Annotated in this window: 10 protein-coding genes; all 10 read left to right on the top strand. The window is 72.8% G+C overall.

The features are described 5' to 3' along the window. Positions 1-48 precede the first annotated feature (48 nt). Positions 49-1254, top strand: a complete 1206-nt coding sequence (gene carA / locus ACQUFX_RS14350; protein WP_428966530.1) for a glutamine-hydrolyzing carbamoyl-phosphate synthase small subunit — start codon at positions 49-51, stop codon at positions 1252-1254. Then, a complete protein-coding gene (gene carB / locus ACQUFX_RS14345) occupies positions 1247-4639 on the top strand; it encodes a carbamoyl-phosphate synthase large subunit (RefSeq protein WP_428966529.1) in 3393 nt (1130 codons plus the stop codon). Before carA ends, carB begins: the two co-directional genes overlap by 8 nt. A 214-nt stretch (positions 4640-4853) precedes the next feature. Beyond that, positions 4854-5897, top strand: a complete 1044-nt coding sequence (locus ACQUFX_RS14340; RefSeq protein ID WP_428966528.1) for a quinone-dependent dihydroorotate dehydrogenase — start codon at positions 4854-4856, stop codon at positions 5895-5897. Positions 5898-5949: 52 nt separating this feature from the next. Then, a complete protein-coding gene (locus tag ACQUFX_RS14335) occupies positions 5950-7227 on the top strand; it encodes an adenosylmethionine--8-amino-7-oxononanoate transaminase (RefSeq protein WP_428966527.1) in 1278 nt (425 codons plus the stop codon). A 171-nt stretch (positions 7228-7398) separates the two neighbouring features. Then, a complete protein-coding gene (gene pyrF, locus ACQUFX_RS14330) occupies positions 7399-8238 on the top strand; it encodes an orotidine-5'-phosphate decarboxylase (protein WP_428966526.1) in 840 nt (279 codons plus the stop codon). Between the two features lie 175 nt (positions 8239-8413). Beyond that, positions 8414-8731: an integration host factor, actinobacterial type gene (gene mihF, locus ACQUFX_RS14325; protein ID WP_067373941.1), complete on the top strand. Its 318-nt coding sequence runs from the start codon at positions 8414-8416 to the stop codon at positions 8729-8731. Positions 8732-8757: 26 nt separating this feature from the next. Further along, positions 8758-9312 carry a nucleoside/nucleotide kinase family protein gene (locus ACQUFX_RS14320; RefSeq protein ID WP_428966525.1) on the top strand — a complete coding sequence of 185 codons (555 nt, stop codon included), beginning with the start codon at positions 8758-8760 and terminating at the stop codon, positions 9310-9312. 122 nt (positions 9313-9434) lie between these two features. After that, positions 9435-9698 carry a DNA-directed RNA polymerase subunit omega gene (rpoZ, locus tag ACQUFX_RS14315; RefSeq protein WP_067373935.1) on the top strand — a complete coding sequence of 88 codons (264 nt, stop codon included), beginning with the start codon at positions 9435-9437 and terminating at the stop codon, positions 9696-9698. 20 nt (positions 9699-9718) lie between these two features. Then, a complete protein-coding gene (gene coaBC, locus ACQUFX_RS14310) occupies positions 9719-10930 on the top strand; it encodes a bifunctional phosphopantothenoylcysteine decarboxylase/phosphopantothenate--cysteine ligase CoaBC (protein ID WP_428966524.1) in 1212 nt (403 codons plus the stop codon). An 81-nt stretch (positions 10931-11011) separates the two neighbouring features. Beyond that, on the top strand, positions 11012-12205 hold the full coding sequence (metK, locus tag ACQUFX_RS14305; RefSeq protein WP_428966523.1) for a methionine adenosyltransferase: 1194 nt from the start codon (positions 11012-11014) through the stop codon (positions 12203-12205). The last annotated feature ends 17 nt before the right edge of the window (positions 12206-12222 follow it).

Here is a 12222-nt window from a genome sequence, read left to right as displayed (position 1 = left end):
GAACGTAGCGGAGCGGAGTCCCGCAGTCCGGATCGAAGGGGGCGCGTGATGGCGAAGCGCAGGAGCGCGATCCTGGTGCTGGAGGACGGCCGGACCTTCCACGGCGAGGCGTACGGCAGCGTCGGGGAGACCTTCGGCGAGGCGGTCTTCAACACCGGCATGACCGGTTACCAGGAGACCCTGACCGACCCGTCCTACCACCGGCAGGTGGTGGTGCAGACCGCCCCGCACATCGGCAACACCGGCGTCAACACCGAGGACGACGAGTCGACCCGGCTCTGGGTGGCCGGGTACGTGGTCCGTGACCCGGCCCGGGTCGCCTCGAACTGGCGCGCCACGGGCAGCCTGGAGGACCGGCTCGGCACCGAGGGCGTGGTCGGCATCAGCGGGATCGACACCCGGGCGCTCACCCGGCACCTGCGGGAGCGGGGCGCGATGCGGGTCGGTGTCTCCAGCGTCGAGGACGACCCCCGCGCCCTGCTGGCCCGGGTGCGGGAGGCTCCGCAGATGGTCGGCGCGGACCTCTCGGCCGAGGTGAGCACCGCCGAGCCGTACGTGGTCGAGGCCGAGGGCGCGCACCGGTTCACCGTCGCCGCCCTGGACCTGGGGATCAAGCGCAACGTGCCGCGTCGGCTCGCCGCCCGGGGGGTGACCACCCACGTGCTGCCCGCGCACTCGACGATCGAGGACCTGCTGGCCACCGGCGCGGACGCGGTGTTCTTCTCGCCCGGCCCGGGGGACCCGGCCACCGCCGACGGCCCGGCCGCGCTGGCCCGTGAGGTGCTGCGCCGACAGGTGCCGCTGTTCGGCATCTGCTTCGGCAGCCAGATCCTCGGCCGGGCGCTCGGCTTCGGCACCTACAAGCTCGGCTACGGCCACCGGGGGATCAACCAGCCGGTGCTGGACCGGGTCACCGGCAAGGTCGAGGTGACCAGCCACAACCACGGCTTCGCCGTGCAGGTGCCGGGGGCCGCGCCCGGGGCGGTCGTCCCCGACCAGGTGATCGAGACCGAGTTCGGTGGGGTCGAGGTGTCCCACGTCTGCCTCAATGACAACGTGGTCGAGGGGCTGCGGGCCCGGGACGTGCCCGCCTTCACCGTCCAGTACCACCCGGAGGCGGCGGCCGGCCCGCACGACGCGGACTACCTCTTCGACCGTTTCGCCGAACTGATCGAGGGCCGCGGCCTCGACCGGAAGCAGAGTGCGGGCCGCGGCCTCGACCGGAACCACATCGAAGGCGGCACGAATGCCTAAGCGGACGGATCTCAAGCACATCCTGGTCATCGGCTCCGGGCCGATCGTGATCGGACAGGCCTGCGAGTTCGACTACTCCGGCACCCAGGCCTGCCGGGTGCTGCGCGAGGAGGGCATCCGGGTCAGCCTGATCAACTCCAACCCGGCGACGATCATGACCGACCCGGAGTTCGCCGACGCCACGTACGTCGAGCCGATCACCCCGGAGTTCGTCGAGCTGGTCATCGCCCGGGAGCGGCCGGACGCGGTGCTGCCCACCCTGGGCGGGCAGACCGCGCTGAACACCGCGGTCGCCCTGCACGAGGCGGGGGTGCTGGACAAGTACGGCGTCGAGCTGATCGGGGCCAACATCGAGGCGATCCGGCGCGGCGAGGACCGGCAGCTCTTCAAGGACATCGTCGCCAAGGCCGGGGTACGCATCGGGGTGGAGGACCCGGCGGCGCTGGTGCCCCGCTCGCGGGTCTGCCACTCGATGGCCGAGGTCGAGGCGACCGTCGCCGAGCTGGGCCTGCCGGTGGTGATCCGGCCGTCGTTCACCATGGGCGGTCTCGGCTCCGGCATGGCGCACACCGACGAGGACCTCCAGCGCATCGCCGGGGCCGGGCTGGCCGCCAGCCCGGTGCACGAGGTGCTGATCGAGGAGAGCGTGCTCGGCTGGAAGGAGTACGAGCTCGAACTCATGCGGGACCGCCACGACAACGTGGTGGTGGTCTGCTCGATCGAGAACGTCGACCCGATGGGCGTGCACACCGGGGACAGCGTGACCGTGGCCCCGGCCATGACGCTCACCGACCGGGAGTACCAGCACCTGCGTGACCTGGGTATCGCGGTGCTGCGCGAGGTCGGGGTGGACACCGGCGGCTGCAACATCCAGTTCGCGGTGAACCCGGCCGACGGCCGGATCGTCGTGATCGAGATGAACCCCCGGGTGTCCCGCTCGTCGGCGCTGGCGTCGAAGGCGACCGGCTTCCCGATCGCGAAGATCGCCGCGAAGCTGGCCATCGGCTACACCCTGGACGAGATCCCCAACGACATCACCCGCAAGACCCCGGCGGCCTTCGAGCCGACCCTGGACTACGTGGTGGTGAAGATCCCCCGGTTCGCGTTCGAGAAGTTCCCCGGCGCGGACCCGGAGCTGACCACCACGATGAAGTCGGTCGGCGAGGCGATGAGCCTCGGGCGCAACTTCACCGAGGCGCTGAACAAGGCGATGCGCTCGATGGAAACCAAATCAGCGGGTTTCTGGACGCAGCCGGATCCCGACGGCGCGACGAGGGAGAACACCCTCGCCGCGCTGCGGGTGCCGCACGACGGGCGGCTCTACACCGTGGAGCGGGCGCTGCGGCTGGGCGCCTCGGTCGCCGAGGTCACCGCCGCGTCCGGCGGGATCGACCCGTGGTTCCTGGACCAGATCGCCGCGCTGGTCGAGCTGCGCGGGGAGATCGTCGCCGCCCCGGTGCTCGACCTGGACCTGCTGCGCCGGGCCAAGCGGGCCGGGCTGTCCGACCGGCAGCTCGCCGCGCTGCGCCCGGAACTGGCCGCCGAGGACGGGGTCCGGACCCTGCGGCACCGGCTCGACGTCCGGCCGGTCTACAAGACGGTGGACACCTGCGCCGCCGAGTTCGAGGCGACCACCCCGTACCACTACTCGACGTACGACGCGGAGACCGAGGTGACCGGCTCGGCCCGGCCCAAGGTGATCATCCTCGGCTCGGGGCCGAACCGGATCGGGCAGGGCATCGAGTTCGACTACTCCTGCGTGCACGCGGTCCAGGCGCTGCGCGGCGCGCCGGCCCCGGCGCGGGCCGTACCCGGTGCCGAGGGCACGGTGGGCGGCTTCGAGACGGTCATGGTCAACTGCAACCCGGAGACCGTCTCCACCGACTACGACACCGCCGACCGGCTGTACTTCGAGCCGCTGACCTTCGAGGACGTGCTGGAGGTCTGGCACGCCGAGGACACCTCCGGCCGCGACGCCGGCGGGCCCGGCGTGGTCGGGGTGATCGTGCAGCTCGGCGGGCAGACCCCGCTGGGCCTGGCGCAGCGGCTCAAGGACGCCGGGGTGCCGGTGGTCGGTACCTCGCCGGAGTCGATCCACCTGGCCGAGGAGCGGGGCGCGTTCGGCGAGGTGCTGGCCCGCGCCGGGCTGCGCGCGCCGGCCCACGGCACCGCCACCTCGTACGAGCAGGCGCGGGCGATCGCCGAGGAGATCGGGTACCCGGTGCTGGTCCGCCCGTCGTACGTGCTCGGCGGGCGGGGCATGGAGATCGTCTACGACGACCCGACGTTGCGCGACTACATCGGCCGGGCCACCGACATCTCCCCGGACCACCCGGTGCTGGTGGACCGGTTCCTCGACGACGCCATCGAGATCGACGTGGACGCGCTCTGCGACGCCGACGGTGAGGTGTACCTGGGCGGCGTGATGGAGCACATCGAGGAGGCCGGCATCCACTCCGGCGACTCCTCCTGCGCGCTGCCGCCGATCACCCTCGCCGGCCCGCACATCGAGCAGGTCCGCCGGTACACCGAGGCGATCGCGCACGGGGTGGGGGTGCGCGGGCTGCTCAACGTGCAGTACGCGCTCAAGGACGACGTGCTGTACGTGCTGGAGGCCAACCCGCGCGCGTCCCGGACGGTGCCGTTCGTGTCGAAGGCGACGGCGGTGCCGCTGGCGAAGGCGGCGGCCCGGATCGCGCTCGGCGCCACCATCGCCGAGCTGCGCGCCGAGGGGCTGCTCCCGGCGACCGGGGACGGCGGCTCGCTGCCGGCGCACGCCCCGATCGCGGTGAAGGAGGCGGTGCTGCCGTTCAAGCGGTTCCGCACCCCGACCGGCAAGGGCGTGGACTCGCTGCTGGGCCCGGAGATGAAGTCGACCGGCGAGGTGATGGGCATCGACCCGCACTTCGGGCACGCGTTCGCCAAGTCCCAGTCGGCCGCGTACGGTTCGCTGCCCACCGGCGGGAAGGTCTTCGTCTCGGTGGCGAACCGGGACAAGCGGGCCATGGTCTTCCCGGTGAAGCGGCTGGCGGACCTGGGCTTCGAGATCCTGGCCACCGAGGGCACCGCCGAGGTGCTGCGGCGGCACGGCATCGGCTGCGAACAGATCCGCAAGCACTACCAGGCCGGGTCGGACGACGACGCGGTGTCGCTGATCCTCAGCGGTCAGGTGGGGCTGGTGGTGAACACCCCGCAGGGTTCGGGCGCGAGCGCCCGCTCCGACGGGTACGAGATCCGCAGCGCCGCGGTGACCGCGGACATCCCGTGCATCACCACGGTGCCGGGCGTGGCGGCGGCGGTGATGGGCATCGAGGCCCGGATCCGGGGCGACATGCAGGTCCGCCCCCTCCAGGAACTCCACGCCACCCTCCGGCCCCCACAGTGACCCCCCACCCACCCCACCCACCCCACCCACCCCACCCACCCCACCCACCCCACCCACCCCGTCCCTCCCGCCCCTTCACGTCGCTCCCGTCGATCATGGAGTTGGCGGCAGTCGCCACGGCCCGGCGTGCCGTCAACTCCATGATCAACGCCCGGGAGGCTCGGAGGGCTCGGGGAGTGGGAGGCGGAGTGGGGCGCGGAGCGGGAGGTACGCGGTGATGTTCGAGCGGGTGGTGCGGCCCTGGTTGTTCCGGGTGGGCGGCGGGGACGCGGAGGCGGCGCACGAGTGGACGTTGCGGCGGCTGACCGGGCTCGCCGGGCGGCCGGCGGCCCTGGCCGTGCTGCGCTCCCGGTACCTGGTGCGGGCGCCCCGCACCGTGTTCGGGGTGGAGTTCCCGAACCCGGTGGGGCTGGCCGCCGGGATGGACAAGAACGGCGTCGCCCTGCCCGCCTGGCCGGCGCTGGGCTTCGGCTTCGTCGAGGTCGGCACGGTGACCGCGCACGCCCAGCCGGGCAACCCCCGGCCCCGGCTGTTCCGGCTGCGCGACAGCGAGGCCGTGGTCAACCGGATGGGCTTCAACAACGCCGGTGCCGAGGCGCTCGCGGCCCGGCTGGCGGGGCTGCCCCGCCCGCTGGGGGTGCCGCTGGGCATCTCGCTGGGCAAGTCCAAGGTGACCCCGCTGGACGAGGCGGTGGAGGACTACCTCGCGTCGTACCGGGCGTTGCGCGGGCACGGTGACTACTTCGCGGTCAACGTCTCCTCCCCGAACACCCCGGGGCTGCGCTCCCTGCAGGACAAGGCGCACCTTGACGCCCTGCTGGCGGCGCTGGTGGGGGAGAAGCCGGTGCTGGTCAAGATCGCCCCGGACCTGACCGAGCCGGCCATCGCCGAGCTGCTGGAGGTCTGCCTGGCCCGGGGCGCGGCGGGGGTGATCGCCACCAACACCACGCTGGCCCGGGACGGGCTGGCCGCCGCCGACGTGCCGCGCGGTGCGGAGGCGGGCGGGCTCTCCGGCCGGCCGCTGGCCGACCGGGCCCGCGCGGTGGTCTCCTTCGTGCACACCGAGACCGGGGGACGGCTGCCGGTGATCGGGGTGGGCGGCATCCTCGACCCGGACGACGCCACCCGGATGTTCGACGCCGGGGCGAGCCTCGTGCAGCTCTACACCGGCTTCATCTACCGGGGGCCGGCCCTGCCCCGCGCGGTCGCGCGGGCGCGGGCCGCCGCCGGGCCACCGGCGCCGGTCGCCGCGCGGTGACCCGGTCGCCGACCGTCGGGCCGCCGCCGGACGGGGTACGGGAGGAGCGGGCGTGACACCCGAGGAGATCCTGGCCGCCGACCGGGCGCACGTCTGGCACCCGTACGCGCCGCTGCCGCCGCAGACCCCGCCGTACGTGGTGGCCGGGGCCGAGGGGGTACGGCTGCGCCTGGCCGACGGCCGGGACCTGGTCGACGGCATGTCGTCGTGGTGGTCGGCGATCCACGGGTACCGGCATCCGGTGCTGGACGCGGCGGTCACCGACCAGCTCGGCCGGATGAGCCACGTGATGTTCGGCGGGCTGACCCACGAGCCGGCGGTGCGCCTGGCCCGGACCCTGGTCGAGCTGACCCCCGAGGGGCTGGAGCGGGTCTTCCTCTGCGACTCCGGGTCGGTCAGCGTCGAGGTGGCGGTCAAGATGTGCCTGCAGTACCAGCGGGCCACCGGCCGGCCGCAGCGGCACCGGCTGGGCACCTGGCGGGGCGGGTACCACGGGGACACCTTCCACCCGATGAGCGTCTGCGACCCGGTCGGCGGGATGCACCACCTCTGGACCGACGTGCTGCCCCGGCAGGTGTTCGCCCCGCAGCCGCCGGACGGCTTCGACACCCCGCCCGACCCGGCGTACTGCGCGGCGCTGGTCGAGGCGGTGGAGCGGCACGCCGACGACCTGGCGGCGGTGATCGTCGAGCCGGTGGTGCAGGGCGCCGGCGGGATGCGCTTCCACCACCCGGAGTACCTGCGGGTGCTGCGCGAGGTGACCCAGGCGCACGGCATCCTGCTGGTCTTCGACGAGATCGCCACCGGCTTCGGCCGGACCGGGACGATGTTCGCCGCCGAGCACGCCGGGGTCACCCCGGACGTGCTCTGCCTGGGCAAGGCGCTCACCGGCGGGTACCTGACCCTGGCCGCCGCGCTCTGCACCCCGGAGGTGGCCCGGGGGATCTCCGCCGACGGCGGGGTGCTGGCGCACGGCCCGACGTTCATGGGCAACCCGTTGGCGTGCGCGGTCGCGAACGCCTCCATCGGGCTGCTGCGGGCCGGGGACTGGGCCGGGCAGGTGTCCAGGGTGGGTACGGCGCTACGGGCCGGCCTGGAGCCGCTACGCGGCGCTGCCGGGGTGCGCGACGTGCGGGTGCTGGGCGCGATCGGCGTGGTCCAGCTCGACCATCCGGTGGACCTGCCGGCGGCCACGGCGGCGGCGGTGGCGGCGGGCGTGTGGCTGCGCCCGTTCCGCGACCTGGTCTACACCATGCCGCCGTACCTGACCGACGACGCGGACCTGGCCCGGATCACGGCCGGGATCGCCGCGGCGGTGGCGGCCGGCTGAGCCGGCGACGCGGCGTCCCCGCCGGGGGCGGGACGGCGACCGGTGCGAGTGGATTCGACGACCGTGCCGCCGGCACGGGTGGGACCGTGAGCGGTGCCGCCGGTGGCGCGGGGAACTGGCGTGGGACGACGACCCGTGCGGCCGTCGTGACTGAGAGAGGGGAACGGACCGATGGAGAGTTTCGGCAGCCGCCTGCACCGGGCGATGGCCGAGCGGGGCCCGCTCTGCGTGGGCATCGACCCGCATCCGGCGCTGCTGGCCCGGTGGGGGCTGCCCGACACGGTGACGGGGCTGGAGCGGTTCGCCCGGACCGTGGTGGAGGCCATCGGGGACGGGGTCGCGGTGGTGAAGCCGCAGTCGGCGTTCTTCGAGCGGTTCGGCGCCTCGGGCGTGTCGGTTCTTGAGTCAACTATCCGACAGTTACGAGATGTCGGCTCGCTCGTTCTGCTCGACGTCAAGCGCGGCGACATCGGTTCGACCGTCAGCGCGTACGCCTCCGCGTACCTCGATCCATCCAGCCCGCTGTATGTCGACGCGGTCACGGCGAGCCCCTACCTGGGCGTCGGCTCGCTGGCCCCGATGTTCGATCTGGCTGCCGCGCACGGCGGCGGCGTCTTCGTGCTGGCGCTCACCTCGAATCCCGAGGGGGCCTCGGTCCAACGGGCGGTCGGTCCCGACGGAAGGACCGTGGCGCAGACCGTAATTGATGAGATTTCCCAGCTCAACAGGGGTGCGGAGCCGCTCGGAAGTTTCGGGCTGGTGGTCGGGGCGACCATCGGCGAGACAGGGCACGACCTCTCCGCGGTGGGCGGTCCGCTGCTCGCGCCGGGGCTCGGCGCGCAGGGCGCCACGGCGGCGGACCTGCGTGTCGTCTTCGGTTCCAGCCTGCCCGCGGTGCTGCCGTCGTACTCCCGGGAGGTGCTCAACGCGGGTCCGGACGTGGCCGCGCTACGGGCTGCTGCGGACCGCGTACGGAGCGACTGCCGGGCCGTGTTGAGCCCTGTCGACTGACTGACGGCTCGGTCACTTTGCGTCGATGGGCGCGTGCCCACGTTGCCGAAAGCTCCGTTGACCGCTAGTTTTCCCCGCGCTGGGAACCACGGACCCCTTTGGTTTCCAGCGACACCATGTTTCACAGATGCGGCGGTGCGTCCCGCCCGTCGCGATAGGGACCTGAGGAGAACTGGTGCCGCTCCCGTCACTGACCCCTGAGCAGCGTGCAGCCGCGCTGGAAAAGGCTGCGGAGATCCGTAAGGCCCGTGCTGAGCTGAAGGAGCAGCTCAAGCAGGGCAAGACCACCCTCGCCGCCGTGCTCGACCGGGCTGAGGCCGACGACGTCGTCGGCAAGCTCAAGGTCTCGGCCGTCCTGCAGTCGATGCCGGGCATCGGCAAGATCCGGGCGACCCAGATCATGGAGAAGCTGAAGATCGCCGACAGCCGTCGCCTGCGTGGCCTCGGCGAGCAGCAGCGCAAGGCGCTGCTGGGAGAGTTCGCCGCGAACTGAGCCGCGACGCCGTGTAGAAACAAGCAGTGAGCACGGATGGCGAGACGCGCCCGGTGGCTCGGCTCACTGTCCTGGCCGGACCGTCCGGTACCGGCCGGGAGAGTGTGGTCGAGCTGGTCCGGGCGCGTTCTCCGTTCGTCTGGACGCCCGTTCCGGCGACCACCCGGCCCCGCCGTGACGGCGAGCTGGCCGGGATCGACCGGGTCTTCCTCGACCCGGCCGACTTCGACCAACTGGCCGACTCCGGCGAGTTGCTGGAGTGGTCCCGGATCGGGCCGTACCGGCGGGGTACGCCCGTCGGGCCGGTGCGGGCCCGACTGCGTGCCGGACAGCAGGTCCTGCTTCCGCTGGACCTGCCCGGGGCGGTACGGGTCCGCGCGGCCATGCCGGAGGAGGTCCGCCTGGTCCTCCTCCGGCCGCCCGGCTACCGCCCCGACCCGGCCGTCACGGCCGTGCTCGACCACACCGTCCGGTACGACCGCACCGAGCAGGTCATCGACGAGCTGGTAGGCTTGCTCGGTTCTTCCGTTTCGGCTCCGGTCCGGCCCCTGCCGTCGGGCCAGCCCCGGCCGGCGGACTGACCGGTCCCGCCCGTGCGGGTGCCGGCCGGTCACCCGGGTCGCGGGCGGAAGGGCAGCCGCCTCCGTGTGGCGCACCGGCCAACCGCGTCCGCGCGGTCACCCTTGAGACGCAGAGGTTATTCGTGGGATCCATCGCCAACCCCGAAGGCATCACCAACCCGCCGATCGACGAGCTGCTCGACAAGACCACCTCGAAGTACGCGCTGGTGATCTTCGCCGCCAAGCGGGCCCGCCAGGTCAACGCCTACTACAGCCAGCTCGGTGAGGGCCTGCTGGAGTACGTCGGCCCGCTGGTGGAGACCACCCCCCAGGAGAAGCCGCTCTCGATCGCCATGCGCGAGATCAACGCCGGTCTGCTCACCGCCGAGCCGACCGACCAGCCGTAGTCCGCGCCGTCGGCACGCCGATGTCCGCTGGGATCGTCCTCGGGGTCGGCGGTGGCATCGCCGCCTACAAGGCGTGTGAGCTGCTGCGACTGTTCACCGAGTCGGGGCACCGGGTCCGGGTCGTGCCGACCGCCTCGGCCCTGCGCTTCGTCGGCGCGCCGACCTGGGCGGCGCTCTCCGGCCAGCCGGTCGCCGACGACGTCTGGTCCGACGTGCACGAGGTGCCGCACGTGCGGCTCGGCCAGCAGGCCGACCTCGTGGTCGTCGCGCCGGCCACCGCCGACCTGCTCGCCAAGGCCGCCCACGGCCTCGCCGACGACCTGCTCACCAACACCCTGCTGACGGCGCGCTGCCCGGTGGTGCTGGCCCCGGCCATGCACACCGAGATGTGGGAGCACCCGGCGACCGTCGCCAACGTGGCCACCCTGCGGGCCCGGGGGGTCGTGGTGATCGAGCCGGCGGTCGGCCGGCTCACCGGGGCCGACAGCGGCAAGGGCCGGCTGCCCGACCCGGCCGAGATCTTCGCGGTCGCCCGCCGGGCCCTCGCCCGGGGCGTCGCCGCCCCGGCCGACCTCGCCGGGCGGCACGTGGTGGTCACCGCCGGGGGGACCCGCGAGCCGCTGGACCCGGTCCGGTTCCTGGGCAACCGGTCGTCGGGCAAGCAGGGGTACGCCTTCGCCCGGTCGGCCGTCGCCCGGGGCGCCCGGGTCACCCTGGTCGCGGCGAACGTGACGCTGGCCGACCCGGCCGGCGTCGATGTGGTCCGGGTCGGCACCACCGAGGAACTGCGCGCGGCCACCCTGGCCGCCGCCGCGGACGCCGACGCGGTGGTGATGGCCGCGGCCCCGGCCGACTTCCGTCCGGCGGCGTACTCCACCGGCAAAATCAAGAAGTCGGACGCGGCAGCCCCTACGATCGAACTCGTCACCAACCCTGACATCGCCGCCGAGTGGGGCCGGCGTCGTCGACCGGAGCAGGTGCTGGTGGTGTTCGCCGCGGAGACGGGCGACGCCGTGGCCAACGGCCGGGCCAAGCTCGCGCGCAAGCGGGCGGACCTCGTCGTGGTCAACGAGGTCGGGCCGGACAAGGTCTTCGGGGCCGACACCAACACGGCGACCGTCATCGGCGCGGACGGTTCGGTGCACGACATGCCCGAACGGTCCAAAGAGGACCTGGCCGACGGCGTCTGGGACCTCGTGGTGGCCCGGTGGGCGGTAAGTCCCGAAGGGTGACCGGATGCGGACCGTGCCAACGCTCTCGCGTTGCGGTGACTACACTTCCGCGGAACGACTTTTCCATACCTTAGGAGTGCCGTGACACGCCGCCTCTTCACGTCCGAATCGGTCACGGAAGGCCACCCGGACAAGATCGCCGACCAGATCAGCGACGGCATCCTGGACGCGCTGCTCGCTGAGGACCCGCGCAGCCGGGTCGCCGTGGAGACCCTGATCACCACAGGTCAGGTGCACGTCGCTGGTGAGGTGACCACCAAGGCGTACGCCGACATCCCGACCATCGTGCGCGAGACGATCCTGGACATCGGGTACGACTCGTCGAAGAAGGGCTTCGACGGGCTGTCCTGCGGGGTGAGCGTCTCGATCGGCGCCCAGTCCCCGGACATCGCCCAGGGTGTGGACAACGCCTTCGAGCTGCGGACCGGCTCGTCGGAGAGTGCCCTGGACGCGCAGGGTGCCGGTGACCAGGGCATGATGTTCGGCTTCGCCTGCTCGGAGACGCCCGAGCTGATGCCGCTGCCGATCGCGCTGGCACACCGGCTGTCCCGGCGGCTCGCCGCCGTCCGCAAGGACGGCACCGTGCCGTACCTGCGGCCGGACGGCAAGACGCAGGTGACCATCGAGTACGAGGGGCTGCGCCCGGTCCGGCTCAACACGGTGGTGGTGTCGAGCCAGCACGCGGCCGACATCTCGCTGGAGTCGCTGCTCACCCCGGACGTGCGCGAGCACGTCATCGCCCCGGAGCTGGAGAGCCTCGGGCTGGACACCGAGGGCTACCGCCTGCTGGTGAACCCGACCGGCCGGTTCGAGATCGGCGGCCCGATGGGGGACGCCGGCCTGACCGGCCGGAAGATCATCGTCGACACCTACGGCGGGTACGCCCGGCACGGTGGCGGCGCGTTCTCCGGCAAGGACCCGTCGAAGGTGGACCGTTCGGCGGCGTACGCGATGCGCTGGGTGGCCAAGAACGTGGTGGCCGCCGGTCTCGCCGAGCGCTGCGAGGCGCAGGTCGCGTACGCGATCGGCAAGGCCCACCCGGTGAGCCTGTTCATCGAGACCTTCGGCACCGAGACGGTGCCGGTGGCCTCGATCGAGAAGGCCGTCAACGAGGTCTTCGACCTGCGGCCCGCCGCGATCATCCGGGACCTCAACCTGCTCCGTCCGATCTACCGGCAGACCGCCGCCTACGGCCACTTCGGCCGTGAGCTGCCCGACCTGACCTGGGAGAACACCGACCGGGCCGCCGACCTCAAGTCGGCCGCGGGAGCCTGACCGGCACCAGGCGCAGC

This window comes from Micromonospora fluostatini (assembly GCF_050410825.1).
Taxonomy (GTDB): domain Bacteria; phylum Actinomycetota; class Actinomycetes; order Mycobacteriales; family Micromonosporaceae; genus Micromonospora; species Micromonospora rosaria.
Note: the sequence above shows the minus strand (reverse complement) of the source record. Positions and strands in the feature narration are given on the sequence as shown.